General features: G+C 69.9%; 18 protein-coding genes. 15 read left to right on the top strand and 3 right to left on the bottom strand.

Going from position 1 to position 14,333, the window contains the following annotated elements:
- The first annotated feature begins 93 nt into the window (after window positions 1–93).
- On the top strand, window positions 94–855 hold the full coding sequence (locus tag A5705_RS10130) for a GAF and ANTAR domain-containing protein (protein ID WP_082956396.1): 762 nt from the start codon (window positions 94–96) through the stop codon (window positions 853–855).
- Complete coding sequence (locus A5705_RS10125; protein WP_067882224.1) at window positions 852–1,601, top strand: GAF and ANTAR domain-containing protein; 750 nt, start codon at window positions 852–854, stop codon at window positions 1,599–1,601. The genes A5705_RS10130 and A5705_RS10125 overlap by 4 nt, the downstream gene beginning before the upstream one ends.
- Window positions 1,602–1,642: 41 nt before the next feature.
- Here the strand turns inward: A5705_RS10125 and A5705_RS10120 are convergent, their stop codons facing one another.
- Entirely contained in the window at window positions 1,643–2,545 is a 903-nt protein-coding gene (locus A5705_RS10120) for a universal stress protein (RefSeq protein WP_067882221.1), read from the bottom strand.
- Between the two features lie 126 nt (window positions 2,546–2,671).
- On the bottom strand, window positions 2,672–3,019 hold the full coding sequence (locus tag A5705_RS10115) for a DUF2249 domain-containing protein (RefSeq protein WP_067882218.1): 348 nt from the start codon (window positions 3,017–3,019) through the stop codon (window positions 2,672–2,674).
- Window positions 3,020–3,072: 53 nt separating this feature from the next.
- Between A5705_RS10115 and fdxA the strand changes: the two genes are divergently transcribed.
- From fdxA to A5705_RS10090, 5 genes are read left to right on the top strand one after another with little or no spacing between them, the layout of a single operon-like run.
- The gene (gene fdxA, locus A5705_RS10110; RefSeq protein ID WP_067882216.1) at window positions 3,073–3,429 is read left to right on the top strand and encodes a ferredoxin; all 357 of its coding nucleotides are present in this window, start codon (window positions 3,073–3,075) and stop codon (window positions 3,427–3,429) included.
- Window positions 3,426–4,103 (top strand): metalloregulator ArsR/SmtB family transcription factor, encoded by a 678-nt coding sequence (locus A5705_RS10105; protein ID WP_067882213.1) that lies wholly within the window; start codon window positions 3,426–3,428, stop codon window positions 4,101–4,103. The genes fdxA and A5705_RS10105 overlap by 4 nt, the downstream gene beginning before the upstream one ends.
- Window positions 4,100–4,534 carry a hypothetical protein gene (locus A5705_RS10100; RefSeq protein ID WP_067882211.1) on the top strand — a complete coding sequence of 145 codons (435 nt, stop codon included), beginning with the start codon at window positions 4,100–4,102 and terminating at the stop codon, window positions 4,532–4,534. The genes A5705_RS10105 and A5705_RS10100 overlap by 4 nt, the downstream gene beginning before the upstream one ends.
- Window positions 4,535–4,564: 30 nt before the next feature.
- Window positions 4,565–4,912, top strand: coding sequence for a cupin domain-containing protein (locus tag A5705_RS10095; protein WP_067882209.1), 348 nt, complete (start codon window positions 4,565–4,567; stop codon window positions 4,910–4,912).
- Window positions 4,913–4,917: 5 nt separating this feature from the next.
- Window positions 4,918–5,853, top strand: coding sequence for a nitronate monooxygenase family protein (locus tag A5705_RS10090; RefSeq protein ID WP_068277233.1), 936 nt, complete (start codon window positions 4,918–4,920; stop codon window positions 5,851–5,853).
- A 7-nt stretch (window positions 5,854–5,860) separates the two neighbouring features.
- On the opposite strand, the gene A5705_RS10085 is transcribed toward A5705_RS10090, so the two are convergent.
- A complete protein-coding gene (locus A5705_RS10085) occupies window positions 5,861–6,361 on the bottom strand; it encodes a DUF1990 family protein (protein ID WP_067882203.1) in 501 nt (166 codons plus the stop codon).
- A gap of 58 nt (window positions 6,362–6,419) precedes the next feature.
- On the opposite strand from A5705_RS10085, the gene A5705_RS10080 reads away from it, so the two are divergent.
- Genes A5705_RS10080 through A5705_RS10045 form a run of 8 tightly spaced genes read left to right on the top strand, consistent with a single transcriptional unit; the run spans window position 6,420 to window position 14,331 of the window.
- The gene (locus tag A5705_RS10080; RefSeq protein WP_067882200.1) at window positions 6,420–7,307 is read left to right on the top strand and encodes an aldo/keto reductase; all 888 of its coding nucleotides are present in this window, start codon (window positions 6,420–6,422) and stop codon (window positions 7,305–7,307) included.
- A 25-nt stretch (window positions 7,308–7,332) separates the two neighbouring features.
- Window positions 7,333–7,956: a PaaI family thioesterase gene (locus A5705_RS10075; RefSeq protein ID WP_369803366.1), complete on the top strand. Its 624-nt coding sequence runs from the start codon at window positions 7,333–7,335 to the stop codon at window positions 7,954–7,956.
- A 60-nt stretch (window positions 7,957–8,016) separates the two neighbouring features.
- Complete coding sequence (gene thrS / locus A5705_RS10070; RefSeq protein ID WP_067882246.1) at window positions 8,017–10,071, top strand: threonine--tRNA ligase; 2,055 nt, start codon at window positions 8,017–8,019, stop codon at window positions 10,069–10,071.
- Window positions 10,064–10,633 carry an HIT domain-containing protein gene (locus A5705_RS10065; RefSeq protein ID WP_067882197.1) on the top strand — a complete coding sequence of 190 codons (570 nt, stop codon included), beginning with the start codon at window positions 10,064–10,066 and terminating at the stop codon, window positions 10,631–10,633. Before thrS ends, A5705_RS10065 begins: the two co-directional genes overlap by 8 nt.
- The gene (pgsA, locus tag A5705_RS10060; protein WP_067882194.1) at window positions 10,630–11,262 is read left to right on the top strand and encodes a phosphatidylinositol phosphate synthase; all 633 of its coding nucleotides are present in this window, start codon (window positions 10,630–10,632) and stop codon (window positions 11,260–11,262) included. Before A5705_RS10065 ends, pgsA begins: the two co-directional genes overlap by 4 nt.
- Window positions 11,259–12,170: a phosphatidylinositol mannoside acyltransferase gene (locus A5705_RS10055; protein ID WP_067882191.1), complete on the top strand. Its 912-nt coding sequence runs from the start codon at window positions 11,259–11,261 to the stop codon at window positions 12,168–12,170. Before pgsA ends, A5705_RS10055 begins: the two co-directional genes overlap by 4 nt.
- Window positions 12,170–13,294: a glycosyltransferase family 4 protein gene (locus tag A5705_RS10050; RefSeq protein ID WP_067882190.1), complete on the top strand. Its 1,125-nt coding sequence runs from the start codon at window positions 12,170–12,172 to the stop codon at window positions 13,292–13,294. The genes A5705_RS10055 and A5705_RS10050 overlap by 1 nt, the downstream gene beginning before the upstream one ends.
- Window positions 13,294–14,331, top strand: a complete 1,038-nt coding sequence (locus A5705_RS10045; protein WP_067882185.1) for an NUDIX domain-containing protein — start codon at window positions 13,294–13,296, stop codon at window positions 14,329–14,331. Before A5705_RS10050 ends, A5705_RS10045 begins: the two co-directional genes overlap by 1 nt.
- The last annotated feature ends 2 nt before the right edge of the window (window positions 14,332–14,333 follow it).

Below are 14,333 nucleotides of genomic sequence, written 5' to 3'. Positions count from 1 at the left end.
CCTTGAGAAGTGACCTTTGGCACTTACGCCCGGCCCGCGACGAGTCGATGATCACCGGGTAACAAAATGGCCCGTCGGGGAGGGTGATCAGCGGTGATCGGTGCTCGCACCTCCCGGATCTGGACCTCGATCGCGATGCTCGCGCAGCGCGAGGGGTCCACGATCTCGCCGAGGCACGCGTGCCTGGCGTGCGTGGAGGCGGTCGGCGTCAGCGGCGCCGGCCTGATTTTGCCCAGCGGCACGGGGTCGCTCGAACCGCTCTGTGTCACCGATTCGCATGCCGGTGCGGTTGAAGAATTGCAAGCGACCGTGGGCGAGGGCCCGGGAATTGACGCGCACGAGTCGGGCAGGCCGATTCTCGTCGCGGACATGGCCGCGCCGATGGGCAACCACCGATGGCCGATGTTCGCAACCGACGTGAGTCGGCTCGGGGTGCGCGCCATGTACAGCCTTCCGCTGGCGCTGGGCGCGCTCCGCGTGGGAGTGCTCGACCTCTATCACGACACGCCGGGTCCCCTCGACCGGGAACAACTGATGGACGCCTTGGTCTACGCCGACACCGCGCTGCTGCTGGTGCTCGACGCCGAATGCGGCATCTCCACCGCGGTGGACGGTGACGATCCCGATGGACTCGGTCCGGTGCTGTGGCACGCGGAGGTGCACCAGGCGGCCGGCATGATCTCCGTGCAACTCGGCTCGTCGGTGCTCGACGCGTTGGTGCGGCTGCGCGCGTACGCCTACAGCCACAACGCGCGACTCACCGATGTCGCACGCGCCGTGGTGGAACGCCGGTTGCGCTTCCGGCCGGACGACGCGAAACCTTCGGCGGGCCAGGGCAGCCGGGTGCAGCCATGACCGGCCCGCAGCCCGCCATCGCGGATTCGTTTGTCGAACTGGCGGACACGCTCGTCGCCGACTTCGACCTGGTCGACTTTTTCCACCTGGTGTCGGTGCGCACGCAGCAGGCCCTGGGCGTAGAGGCGGTCGGGCTGTTGGTCGCCGACAATCACGGCGGCCTCAACGTCGTCGCCGCATCCAGTGAGCAGGCCCGCGTGCTGGAGTTGTTCCAATTGCAACACGCCGAGGGTCCTTGCCTGGACTGCTACCGGACCGGGCGGCCCGTCGATTGCCCGGACCTTTCCACCGAATCCGACCGGTGGCCGCATTTCGTCCCGAAGGCCCTCGACATCGGGTTCGCGGCCGTGCACGCGCTGCCCATGCGGTTGCGCGGGGAGGTCATCGGCGGAATGAACCTGTTCACGCAGACGCGCGGTGGTCTTGATCCCCAATTACGCACCGTTGCCCAGGCATTGACCGACGTGGCTGCCATCGGGCTGCTGCAGCAACGAGTCATATGTCAGCGGGATCTGCTGACCGAACAGTTGCAGGCCGCGCTCAACAACCGTCTGAGCTTCGAGCAGGCGAAAGGCATTCTGGCTGAACGCGGTCGCATCACTGTCGGTGAGGCGTCCGAATTGTTGCGGCGCTACGCCCGTCGTCAGGACCGGAAGTTGACCGACGTCGCCCACGACGTGGTCCGTAACGATCCCGCGGTCGCCGACCTCGTGGATCGCGTGGGCGGCATAGCACCGATTGACTGATTCTCAGCGGATCCGCGGCACTTACCGGCTCGACGCGAAAGCTAGGCCGGCGCCTCGCGCGCCACGACGACCGGCACCCGCGCCATCTGGGCGACGGTCTCGCCGACCGAACCCACCAGCATCCCGGCGAATCCGCCGCGCCCCGTGCTGCCGACCACGACCAGCTGGGCATCCAGCGATGCCTCGACGAGCCGGCGCGCGGGCTGGGCCTGCACGACGACCCGCGCCACCTGCACGTCGGGGTACTGTTCCTGCCAACCCGCCAGCCGCTCGGCCAGCACCTCTTCGGCCATGGATTGCGTTGCGGGCCAATCGACTCCGGGCCACTCCGAGATGTCGAGGTCGCTCCACGCGTGCAGGGCGACCAGGCCGGTGTGGCGGCGCGAGGCTTCGTCGAAGGCGATCGCGGTGGCCGACTCGGATGCCGGCGAACCATCGATGCCGACCAGCACCGGCGACTGACCGGCGGCGGCCGCCGGCAAGTCCTCCTCGTGGACGATCGCGACCGGGCAATGCGCGTGCCGCAGCAGGGCCGAACTGACCGAGCCGAGCAGCCGACCGGGCCAGCGCCCGCTGCCCTGTGCCCCCACCACCACCAGCTCGGCTTCCTTGGACAGGTCGACCAGCGCGGGAACCGCGCCCGACGAAAGGATTTCGGTGTGGACGCCGGCGGGACCGCCGGACGCGGTGGACTCTTCGACGACCTTGAGCGCGCCGTCGATGAGCCGGCGACCGTGATCCTGTTGCCAGCGCATCACGCCTGGCGGCGGCGGCGTGCGCAGCCAGGTCGAAACCTCCGGCGAAACCGCGTAGACGAGTGTCAGGGGGATTCTTCGCAGCTCGGCCTCGCGTGCCGCCCACTGCACCGCAACCCGTGCGGCCGGAGAGTCGTCGATGCCGACGACGATCCCCATGGGTCCCGTAGCTGCATGGCGCGATGACATGGCATGTCCTCTGTTCGTCGGTGTCAATCGGCTGTCTTTCACGCACGACGCTATTGGCGCGGGCGCGTCGGCCAGCAGAGCCGTTTGTCACAGATTCGACGAGCAGAGGTCCCCTGGCGGCGGGCGTCAGAGCGGCGGTGGCGCAGAAGTTTTCACGACCGGCTCCAGCGGGAGGCGCAGCCCGTCGGGGCCGGTTTTCGTGTCGAAGTCGTTGGTGTCGGCCAGGATTCGGGGCGACGGGGTGGAGGTGAGCCTGGTGATCCGGATCCGCCAGACCCGTGGCCCCTTGTCGAGGTACTCCCAGCCGTAGCCGCCGGGGTGGTCGGCGTCGAACTCGTCCCGCAGGTGCTTGGGGTCGTGGTTGTTCACCAGCACCAAGGAGTCGCCGACCGCCAGCGCGCCGAACGCCGCAAAGATCGTCGGGTGCTTGTCCGGCTTGCGCAGCCCGCACACGTCAAGTTCGTTGTCTGCCACTGGTTCTCCGTAGTCCTTGGTTTCTACAAAAGATTTTGTGTAAACTTTATCGCATGACGTACGTGATCGGAAAGCCGTGCATCGACGTGATGGACCGGGCCTGCGTCGAGGAGTGCCCGGTGGACTGCATCTACGAAGGCGGCAGGGCGCTGTACATCCAGCCCGACGAGTGCGTGGACTGCGGGGCGTGCGAGCCGGTGTGTCCGGTGGAGGCGATCTACTACGAGGACGACCTGCCCGAGGAGCTGAGACCCTACCTGGCCGATAATGAGGCGTTCTTCACCGAAGTGCTGCCCGGTCGGGACGAGCCGCTGGGGTCGCCGGGCGGGGCGGCAAAGATCGGTGCCCTCGGTGTCGACACACCGTTGGTCGCCGGCCAGCCCGGGGTCGACGAGATCAAAGGAGCGTGAGGCGGATTACGTCAGTCGGAGAACCCATCGGTCATCGCCGCCGCGAGGTGCTGCGGTTGTTGCGTTCGTCGGCCGCCCCGATGAGCATCATCGCGATCGCCGAAGAACTCGGCGTGCATCCCAACACCGTGCGCTTCCATCTCGACAGCCTGGTCGGCGACGGCCGGGTCGAGCAGGTCGAGCCCGGCCGCAGGGGGCCCGGGCGCCCGCCGCTGATGTTCCAGGCGGTCCGGCAGATGGACCGCGGCGGGACGCGCCACTACCGGCTGCTGGCCGAAATCCTGACCGAGGCGCTGGCCGCCGACCGCGATCCCCGCGGCAAGGCGATGGCCGCGGGCCGGGCGTGGGGACGCAACCTGGAATCGGCCCCGCAGCCGTCGGCGCGGGCCACCAGCGCCGAGCAAGCCGTCGACTATCTCGTCGGGGTGCTCGACGAGCTGGGATTCGCGCCGGAGCGCCGGGAATCCGACGGGCGGCAACTGGTCGGGCTGCGCCATTGCCCGTTTCTGGAACTGGCCGAAACCCGCGGCGCGGTCGTATGTCCCATTCACCTCGGGCTGATGCAGGGCGCCCTCGAGACGCTGGCCGCGCCGGTCACCGTCGATCGGCTCGACGCGTTCGTCGAGCCGGATCTCTGCCTGGCGCACCTCAAGCCGGTCGGGGCCGGCCGGTGAGCACGGGGTCGGCGATCGCCGTCGCGGTGACCTTCGTCTGGCTCGGCATGGTGCTGGCGATCTCGTTCCTGGAAGCCCCGCTGAAGTTCCGCGCGCCCGACGTGACGCTGCAGATAGGGCTCGGCATCGGGCGCTTGGTCTTTCGCGCCCTCAACACCGTCGAGGTGGCCTTCGCCCTCGTCATCGTGGCGATCCTGGCGTCGGCCCCCGGCGGGCCGATGCCCGCGCGCGCCGCCGTGCCGTTCGCCGTCGCCATCGCCGCGCTGGCCGCCCAGTTGATCGCGGTGCGCCCGCGGTTGACCCGCCGGTCCGATCAGGTGCTCGCCGGGTCCGAGGGACCGCGGTCCCACGCCCACTACGCCTACGTCGGCTTGGAGGCGGTCAAGACGGTGGCCCTGCTCGTGGCGGGGATACTGCTACTGACCGTCTGATTGCGGCTGTCACAACCGAAGGGGCCGATTATGGAATCCATCTCGTTGACCGCGCTCGCCGCCGAAAAGCTCGCCGAGGCGGGGAAGTCGCACAGCGGACGCGCCGCGCACACCATTCACGGCGGCCACACCCACGAGCTGCGCCAGACCGTGCTGGCGTTGCTCGCCGACCATGACCTGTCCGAGCACGACAGCTCCGGCGAGGCGACGCTGCAGGTGCTGCAGGGCCACGTGCGCCTGACGACCGGCGGCGACGCCTGGGACGGCAAGGCCGGGGACTACGTCGCGATCCCGGCGCAACGGCATGCCCTGCACGCGGTCGAGGATTCGGTGGTGATGCTGACCGTGCTGAAGAGCCAGCCCGGAGCGGCCCACTAGCCCGGATGTTGTCCACGCCCTGGTCGAGGGAGTTCGGGCTGCGGGCGCCGATCGTCAACGCCCCGATGGGCGGGGTGGCCGGCGGCCGGCTGGCCACCGCCGTCACCGCCGCCGGGGGGCTGGGCATGGTCGGCATGGGCAGCGACGGGAGCCGAGAGTTACTGCGGGCCGAACTGCGGCACGTGCGCGGGAGGGTCGGGATCGGGCTGGTGGACTGGGTGATGCGCAACGAGGAGGGTCTGCTCGAAGACGCGCTGGCCGCCGGGCCCGCCCTGTTGTCGGTCAGCTTCGGCACCGACTGGTCGTGGGTCGCCCGGGCGCACGACGCCGGAATCCCCACCGCCACACAGGTTTACGACGGGGAGGGCGCCCGCCGGGCCGCCGACGCGGGCGTCGACGTCCTGGTTGCGCGGGGGGCCGAGGGCGGCGGGCACGGCGCGGTGCAGCTCGGCACGCTGCCGTTGCTCGACGCCGTGCTGGACGCCGTGCCGGTGCCGGTCCTCGCCGGCGGCGGCATCGCCTCGCCGCGCAGTCTGGCCGCCGTGCTGGCCGCCGGCGCGAGCGGGGCGTGGGTCGGCACCCGCCTGGCGGCGTGCCCGGAGGCCCTCACCGGTGCCGGCAGCCGCCGCGCGCTGATCGCCGCCCGGGCCACCGACACGGTCGTCACCCGGGTCTTCGACGTCGCCAAGCGGCTACCGTGGCCGGCGCGTTTCCCGTCGCGCGTGTTGGCCAACGACTTCGTCGCGCGCTGGACCGGCCGCGAGGACGCCCTCGATGCGCCGGCCTGCGACGAACTCTCCACCGCGATCGCCGCCGACGATCGCCGCGTCGCGCCCGTCGACGCCGGCGAGGGCGTCGGGATGATCCGCGACGACGCGTCGGTGGCGGAGGTGATCGACGAGATGTGTGCGGGCGCGGAGCGTTTGCTGGCCCGCTGGTGAACGAGCCTCAGACCGCCCGCAGGTAGCGGCGGGCGATGACGCGCTGGGCTACCCGCACCAGCGGCCCACCGGCCTTGCTCCACCAGGCCGCCGGCCGCGAGAACGCCGACACCTCCGCGTACACCGCGGAGGTGTTCGGGTCGTGGCGCACGAGGAAGCGTTCCTCGCCGGACTCCGGATGCCCCGGCAGGGTGCCGTAGGCGAAGCCGCGCATGTCGGGTTCGTCGATGACGTACACCACCCGGCAGGGCGCGGGCAGAAAGCCCATCCGCACCACCAGCACCGCGTCGACGACCGCGATCTCGGAGCTGGCCTGAACGCGCAACCCGGATCCCCGCTGCATGCCCCAGTGCATGACCGCGTCCGCCGCCCGTTCGAAACGCTCTCGGCCCGTGCCGATTCGGCGCTCGACATGCTGATGGTCGTACCCCGCGGGCAACTCGCCGTCGACGGTTGCGCCCACCTCGTTGTACGTGAGTGGAAGTTCTTCGAGAGTTTCCAAGTCCACCAGCCCCAGCTTGCCACGCCGAGATGCGCGGTCACCTTCGGCGCGTACGGTCGTATGCGTGACCGCTCAAAAAACAGTTGCAGAAGCATCCGGAACGTTCACCCTCGGCGGCGACCTGACCGTCAACCGGCTCGGTTTCGGCGCCATGCGCATAACCGGCAAGGGCGTCTGGGGCCCGCCCGCCGACCGCGCCGAATGCGTGCGGGTGCTGCGCCGCGCCGTCGAGCTCGGCGTCAACTTCATCGACACCGCCGACTCCTACGGCCCCTACATCTCCGAGGAGATCATCCACGAGGCGCTGCACCCCTACTCGTCTCATCAAGGCCTGGTGATCGCGACCAAGGCGGGGCTGCTGCGCACCGGCCCGGACGTCTGGACCCCGCTCGGCAACCCGAGCTACCTGCGCCAGGAATGCGAGATGAGCCTGCGCCGCCTCGGCGTCGACACCATCGACCTGTTCCAGCTGCACCGCATCGACCCCAACTTCCCGCTGGCCGACCAGGTGGGCGAGCTGCTCAAGCTGAAGAACGAGGGGAAGATCCGCCACATCGGCCTGTCCGAGATCGACGTCGAGCAGCTTAAAGCGGCCCAGCAGGTCACCGAGATCGTGTCGGTGCAGAACATGTACAACCTGGCGTCGCGCGCGGCCGAGCCGCTGCTGGACGCCGTGACCAGCCAGGGCATCGGCTTCATCCCGTGGTTCCCGCTGGCCGCCGGCCCCTTGGCGGCGCCCGACGGCCCGCTGCAGCGCATCGCGGCCGAACACGACGCGACGCCGTCGCAGCTGGCGCTGGCCTGGCTGCTGAAGCGTTCGCCGGTGATGCTGCCCATTCCCGGCACGTCCAGCGTCGCGCACCTGGAGGAGAACGTCGCCGCGGCCGAGATCGCGCTGAGCGACGAGGAGTTCGAGACGCTGGCTGCCGCGGGAGCCCAGCGCACGGTGTAGCCGCGGGGGGCAATACGGTGTGCTGGTGGCCGGCGACCATCACAGACACCCAGGTGGGGGATTCAACCCACCGGATCCGACGAGCAAGGGCGGCCCGGACTACGGCCGGTTCATCGACGCCGTGCGCAAGCTGCAGGACCACGCCCGCGCCGTCGACGCGCCCGACGAGGTGATCACCGAAGCCGCGGACCAGTTGGAGAAGCTTTCGGCGTTGCTGGCTCCCTTCGACACCGACGAATGGGAGTCGCCGTCCGGACGCCGGATGGATCTGCCGATGCGCGGCAACATCCTGAGCATCCCGATGAAGGCGAGCAAAGGCACTGACGGCCGCATCCACGGCTGGGCGCGCTTCGCCCGCTATCACCTGGGCCGCAACGGCGCCGTGCACGGCGGGGCCCTGGGCATGCTGTTCGACAGCGTCCTCGGGCTGACCTCCTCGGTGATCACCGGCGACCCCCGCCAGCGCACCGCCTACCTCAAGATCGACTACCGACAGATCGTGCCGATCGAGAAGGAATTGCAGTTCGACGCGGGAATCGACCGGGTGGACGGGCGCAAGATCTTCGTGTCGGGCCGGCTGACCGACGGCGACACCGTGCTGACGGAGGCCGACGCGCTGTTCGTGCGGCTCAAGCCTGGCCAGCCCTGAGGTGCGCCTTCCCCGATAGCATTGCAACGACCAAACACCCAGACGTTGGAGACCAACCCGATGAGCGCCGCCGCACAGCCAATCCCAGCAGCCCCGATCCGGGTGCCCGCCGGGACCACGGCCGCCGCCGCGGTCGGCGAGGCCGGGCTGCCGCGGCGCGGCGCGCCCGACGCGATCGTGGTGGTGCGCGACGCCGAGGGCAAGCTGCGCGATCTGAGCTGGACGCCCGAGGCCGACGCCGAGGTGATCCCGGTGGCGGCCAACACCGATGAGGGCCGCAGCGTCATCCGGCACTCGACCGCCCACGTGCTGGCCCAGGCCGTCCAAGACCTGTTCCCGCAGGCCAAATTGGGCATCGGGCCGCCGATCACCGACGGCTTCTACTACGACTTCGACGTCGCCGAGCCGTTCACGCCCGAAGACCTGGACAAGCTGGAAAAGCGGATGCGCCAGATCGTCAAGGACGGGCAGCTGTTCGACCGGCGCGTCTACGAGTCCAAGGACGCCGCGCGCGCCGAGCTGGCCGGCGAGCCTTACAAGCTGGAACTCGTCGACGACAAGTCCGGCGACGCCGAAATCATGGAGGTCGGCGGCGACGAACTCACCGCCTACGACAACCTCAATCCCCGCACGCGGGAACGGGTTTGGGGCGATTTGTGCCGGGGCCCGCACATCCCGACCACCAAGCACATCCCGGCGTTCAAGCTGACCCGGAGCTCCGCCGCCTACTGGCGTGGCGACCAGAAGAACGCCAGCCTGCAGCGCATCTACGGCACCGCGTGGGAGTCGCAGGAGGCCCTCGACCGCCACCTCGAGCTGCTCGAGGAGGCGCAGCGCCGCGACCACCGCAAGCTGGGCGCCGAACTCGACCTGTTCAGCTTCCCCGACGAAATCGGTTCGGGCCTGGCGGTTTTCCACCCCAAGGGCGGCATCGTGCGCAGGGAGCTGGAGGAGTACTCGCGGCGCAAGCACATCGAGGCGGGGTACGAATTCGTCAACACCCCGCACATCACCAAGGCGCAGCTGTTCCACACGTCGGGCCACCTGGACTGGTACGCCGACGGCATGTTCCCGCCGATGCACCTCGACGCCGAGTACAACGAAGACGGGACGGTGCGCAAGCCGGGCCAGGACTACTACCTCAAGCCGATGAACTGCCCGATGCACACGCTGATCTTCGCCGCGCGCGGGCGTTCGTATCGCGAGCTTCCGTTGCGGCTCTTCGAGTTCGGCACCGTGTACCGCTACGAGAAGTCCGGTGTGGTGCACGGGCTGACCCGCGCGCGCGGGTTCACCATGGACGACTCGCACATCTTCTGCACCCGCGAACAGCTGCACGACGAGCTCGCCTCGCTGCTGCGGTTCGTGCTCGAGTTGCTCGGCGACTACGGGCTGGAGGACTTCTACCTGGAGCTGTCCACCAAGGACCCGGAGAAGTTCGTCGGCTCCGATGAGATGTGGGAGCAGGCCACCAACTCGCTGGCCGAAGTGGCGGCCGAGTCCGGCCTGGAGCTGGTTCCCGATCCCGGCGGCGCGGCGTTCTACGGCCCGAAGATCTCTGTGCAGGCCCGCGACGCGCTGGGCCGCAGCTGGCAGATGTCGACGATCCAGGTGGACTTCAACTTCCCCGAGCGTTTCGAGCTGGAGTACACCGCGCCGGACGGATCCCGTCAGCGCCCGGTGATGATCCACCGCGCGCTGTTCGGGTCGATCGAGCGGTTCTTCGGCATCCTCACCGAGCACTACGCGGGGGCGTTCCCGGCGTGGCTGGCGCCGGTTCAGGTGGTCGGCATCCCGGTCGCCGACGAGCACGTGGCCTACCTGGAAAGCGTTGCGGCGCAGTTGAAGTCACACGGTGTGCGGGTCGAGGTGGACGCCAGCGACGACCGGATGGCCAAAAAGATCGTTCACCACACCAACCAGAAGGTGCCGTTCATGGTGCTCGCCGGCGACCGCGACGTGGCCGCCGGGGCGGTGAGCTTCCGCTTCGGCGATCGCACGCAGATCAACGGCGTGGCCCGCGACAGCGCGGTGGACGCCATCGTCAAGTGGATCGCCGACCGCGAAAACACCGCCCCCACAGCGGAATCGCTGAAAGTGGTCGGCGGTGACTGACGAGCAGCGCGACGACACGATCCTCGACCGGGGCGTCGGCGAGCAGGACCACCTGCAGCGGTTGTGGACGCCGTACCGGATGAACTACCTGGCCGAGGCGCCGCTGAAGCGCGACTCCAACTCTTCGGGCAAGTCCGACCAGCCGTTCACCGACATCCCGCAGCTGTCGGACGAGGACGGCCTGGTGGTCGCCCGCGGCGAACTCGTCTACGCCGTGCTCAACCTGTACCCGTACAACCCCGGGCACCTGATGGTGGTGCCCTATCGGCGGGTGTCCGAGCTGGAGGACCTGACCGACGCGGAAAGCGCGGAACTGATGGCCTTCATCCAGAAGGCGATTCGCGTCATCAAGAACGTGTCGCGGCCGCACGGCTTCAACGTCGGCCTCAACCTGGGCACGTCGGCGGGCGGATCGCTGGCCGAGCATCTGCACGTGCACGTCGTCCCGCGCTGGGGCGGCGACGCGAATTTCATCACCATCGTCGGCGGGTCGAAGGTGATCCCGCAGTTGCTGCGCGACACGCGGCGGTTGCTGGCCACGGAGTGGGCTCGAAACTCATGAGTAAGGTGCCGTTCCTGTCGCGGGCGGCGTTCGCCCGGCTCACCACCCCGACCGCCCGGGCCTGCCTGCGGATGGGGCTGACGCCGGACGCCGTCACGATCCTGGGCACCGTCGTCGCGGTGGCCGGCGCGCTGACGCTGTTCCCGATGGGCAAGCTGTTCGTCGGAACGCTGGTGGTGTGGTTCTTCGTGCTCTTCGACATGCTCGACGGCGCGATGGCCCGGGAGCGCGGCGGCGGCACCCGCTTCGGTGCGGTGCTGGACGCCACCTGCGACCGGGTCAGCGACGGCGCGGTGTTCTGCGGGCTGCTGTGGTGGATCGCCTTCGGCATGCACGACAAACTGCTGGCGGTGGCGACGCTGATCTGCCTGGTCACCTCGCAGGTGATCTCCTACATCAAGGCCCGGGCCGAGGCCAGCGGGCTGCGCGGCGACGGCGGCATCATCGAACGGCCCGAACGGCTGATCATCGTGCTGGTCGGCGCCGGGGTGTCGGACTTTCCGTACGTCGCGTGGCACCCTGCGCTGCCGGTGGCGATGTGGGTGCTGGCGGTGGCCAGCGTGGTCACCTGCGTGCAGCGACTGCATACGGTGCGGACCTCACCCGGCGCGACGGAGCCCCTGCCGTGATCCTGGATGTGGGCGGGAGGGCCACCGACTGGGCGTACGCGGCCGGCTGGTTGGCCGTGCGCGCGCTGCCGGAGTTCGCGGCCCGCAACGCCTTTGACACCGGCGCGCGCTATGCGGCCCGGCGCGGCGGCCCGGATCAGCTGCGCAAGAACCTGGCCCGCGTCATCGGTGTGGCGCCATGCGACGTGCCTGCCGCGCTGATGCGCGCCTCGCTGGCCTCCTATGGCCGCTATTGGCGGGAGGCGTTCCGGTTGCCGACGATGGACCTGCGCGCGCTGGCCGGCGAACTCGACGCCGCCTTCCGGGGCGCCGAACACCTGGATGCGGCGCTGACCGCTGGCCACGGCGCGATATGCGCGTTGCCGCACAGCGGCAACTGGGATATGGCCGGGGTGTGGTTCACGCAGACGCGTGGCACGTTCACCACCGTCGCGGAACGGCTCGAACCGGAGTCGCTGTACCGGCGTTTCGTCCGCTACCGCGAGAGCCTCGGCTTCGAGGTGGTGCCGCTCTCCGGTGGCGAGCGCCCGCCCTTCGAGGTGCTGTGCGACCGGCTGCGGGACAACCGGCTCGTCTGCCTGATGGCCGATCGCGACCTCACCCGCACCGGTGTCGAGGTGGACTTCTTCGGCGAAGCCACCCGGATGCCCGCCGGACCGGCGAAGCTGGCGATCGCGACCGGGGCGGCCCTGCTTCCGGTGCACTGCTGGTTCGACGGCGACGGATGGGGATTTCGCGTGTTCCCGCAACTCGACTGCGCCGGCGGCGACGTCCAAGCGATCACCCAGGCGCTGGCCGATCGGTTCGCCGAGAACATCGCCGAGTATCCCGAGGACTGGCACATGATGCAGCCGCAGTGGCTGGCCGACCTGTCGGAGGCGAAGCAGGCGAGGCTGAGGGCGACCTGATGCGGATCGGGATGGTCTGTCCGTACTCGTTCGACGTGCCGGGCGGGGTGCAGTCCCACGTCCTGCAACTGGCCGAGGTGATGCGCGCCCGCGGGCACGACGTCAGCGTGCTCGCGCCGGCCTCGCCGCACGCGCGCCTGCCCGACTACGTCGTCTCCGCGGGCAAGGCCGTCCCGATTCCCTACAACGGGTCGGTGGCCCGGCTGCGGTTCGGCCCGGCCACCCACCGCAAGGTGAAGAGGTGGCTCATGCTGGGTGATTTTGATGTGCTGCACCTGCACGAGCCCAACGCGCCGAGCCTGTCGATGCTGGCCCTGAACATCGCCGAGGGCCCGATCGTGGCGACGTTTCACACCTCGACCACCAAATCGCTGACCCTGACCGTCTTTCAGGGCATCCTGCGGCCGATGCACGAGAAGATCGTCGGGCGCATCGCGGTGTCCGACCTCGCGCGGCGCTGGCAGATGGAGGCGCTGGGCGTCGACGCGGTGGAGATCCCCAACGGGGTCGACGTCACCTCGTTCGCAAAGGCGCCGCGGCTGGACGGCTACCCGCGGCCGGGCAAGACGGTGCTGTTCCTCGGGCGCTACGGCGAGCCCCGCAAGGGCATGGCGGTGCTGCTCGACGCGCTGCCCCGCGTGGTCGAGCGCTACCCCGATGCGCAGCTGCTGATCGTCGGTCGCGGTGACGAGGACGAATTGCGCGCTCAGGCAAGCGAATTGGCGGACCACATCCGCTTCCTCGGCCAGGTCGACGACCCCGGGAAGGCGTCGGCGCTGCGCAGCGCCGACGTCTACTGCGCGCCCAACACCGGAGGGGAGAGCTTCGGCATCGTCCTGGTCGAGGCGATGGCCGCGGGCACCCCGGTGGTGGCCAGCGACCTGGACGCCTTCCGGCGCGTGCTGCGCGACGGCGAATGCGGGCGGCTGGTGCCCGTCGATGACGCCGCCGCCCTGGCCGACGCGCTGATCGAGGTGCTGGACGACGACGCGCTGCGCGAGCGCTACGTGACGGCCGCCGCGGCGGCGGTGCGTCGCTACGACTGGTCGGTGGTGGCCAGCCAGATCATGCGGGTGTACGAGACGGTCGCCGGTTCGGGCGCCAAGGTGCAGGTGGCCAGCTGATGTCGTGGGCGATCCTCGTCATGACGGCGCTCGGAGTCCTGCTCGTCGTGCTGGGCGCGTGGGCCTACCGGACCGCCAACCGGCTGGACCGGCTCAATGTCCGCTACGACCTGTCGTGGCAGGCGCTCGACGGCGCGCTGGCGCGGCGCGCGGTGGTGGCGCGGGCCGTCGCGATCGACGCGTACGGGAGTTCGCCGGAGGCCGGCCGGCTGGCGGCGCTGGCCGACGCCGCGGAACGCGCGCCCCGCCCGGCGCGCGAGAACGCCGAGAACGAGCTCTCGGCCGCGCTGGCGATGGTGGATCCGGCGTCGCTGCCGGCGGGCCTGATCGCCGAGTTGGCCGACGCCGAGGCCCGCGTGGTGCTGGCCCGCCGGTTTCACAACGACGCGGTGCGGGACACCCTCGCGCTTGCCGAACGCCCCCTGGTGCGCGCCTTCAAACTCGGCGGCACCGCCGCGCTGCCAAGCTATTTCGAGATCGTCGAGCGCCAGCACGCGCTGGCGCACGGGGGCTTGAGCACGCCCGACCACCGCACCTCGGCGCGGGTGGTGCTGCTCGACGAGAGCGGCGCGGTGCTGTTGCTGTGCGGGTCCGACCCGGCGAACCCGGCGTTTCCCGACGGCGCGGCGCCCCGGTGGTGGTTCACCGTCGGCGGCGAGGTGGGCAAGGGCGAGCGGCTGGCCGAGGCGGCCGCGCGGGAACTGGCCGAAGAAACCGGCCTGCGCGTCTCGCCGGCCGACATGGTCGGGCCGATCTGGCGGCGCGACGAGGTCTTCGAGTTCAACGGCTCGCTGATCGACAGCGAGGAGTTCTACCTGGTCCACCGCACCAGCCGGTTCGAGCCGTCCCTGGCGGGGCGGACCGAGCTGGAACGCAGCTACATCCACGCGGCCCGCTGGTGTGACGCGAATGACATCGCCGTTTTGACCGCCGCCGGCGAGCAGGTCTACCCCGTGCAGCTGGGCGAACTGTTGCCCGCGGCCAACCTGCTGGCCGACGGCGACCGCAACCCCGGCCTGCTCGAGTCGATCCGCTGATC

Origin of the sequence: Mycobacterium sp. E787 (assembly GCF_001668725.1) — a bacterium.
Classification (GTDB): domain Bacteria; phylum Actinomycetota; class Actinomycetes; order Mycobacteriales; family Mycobacteriaceae; genus Mycobacterium.
Note: the sequence above shows the minus strand (reverse complement) of the source record. Positions and strands in the feature narration are given on the sequence as shown.

Bases quoted from the DNA above. Each gene is read 5' to 3' on its own strand.
- A5705_RS10045 (WP_067882185.1), top strand. From the start codon at position 13,294: ATGTCGTGGGCGATCCTCGTCATGACGGCGCTCGGAGTCCTGCTCGTC.
- A5705_RS10050 (WP_067882190.1), top strand. From the start codon at position 12,170: ATGCGGATCGGGATGGTCTGTCCGTACTCGTTCGACGTGCCGGGCGGG.
- thrS (WP_067882246.1), top strand. From the start codon at position 8,017: ATGAGCGCCGCCGCACAGCCAATCCCAGCAGCCCCGATCCGGGTGCCC.
- fdxA (WP_067882216.1), top strand. From the start codon at position 3,073: ATGACGTACGTGATCGGAAAGCCGTGCATCGACGTGATGGACCGGGCC.
- pgsA (WP_067882194.1), top strand. From the start codon at position 10,630: ATGAGTAAGGTGCCGTTCCTGTCGCGGGCGGCGTTCGCCCGGCTCACC.
- A5705_RS10125 (WP_067882224.1), top strand. From the start codon at position 852: ATGACCGGCCCGCAGCCCGCCATCGCGGATTCGTTTGTCGAACTGGCG.
- A5705_RS10120 (WP_067882221.1), bottom strand. From the start codon at position 2,545: ATGTCATCGCGCCATGCAGCTACGGGACCCATGGGGATCGTCGTCGGC.
- A5705_RS10095 (WP_067882209.1), top strand. From the start codon at position 4,565: ATGGAATCCATCTCGTTGACCGCGCTCGCCGCCGAAAAGCTCGCCGAG.
- A5705_RS10090 (WP_068277233.1), top strand. From the start codon at position 4,918: ATGTTGTCCACGCCCTGGTCGAGGGAGTTCGGGCTGCGGGCGCCGATC.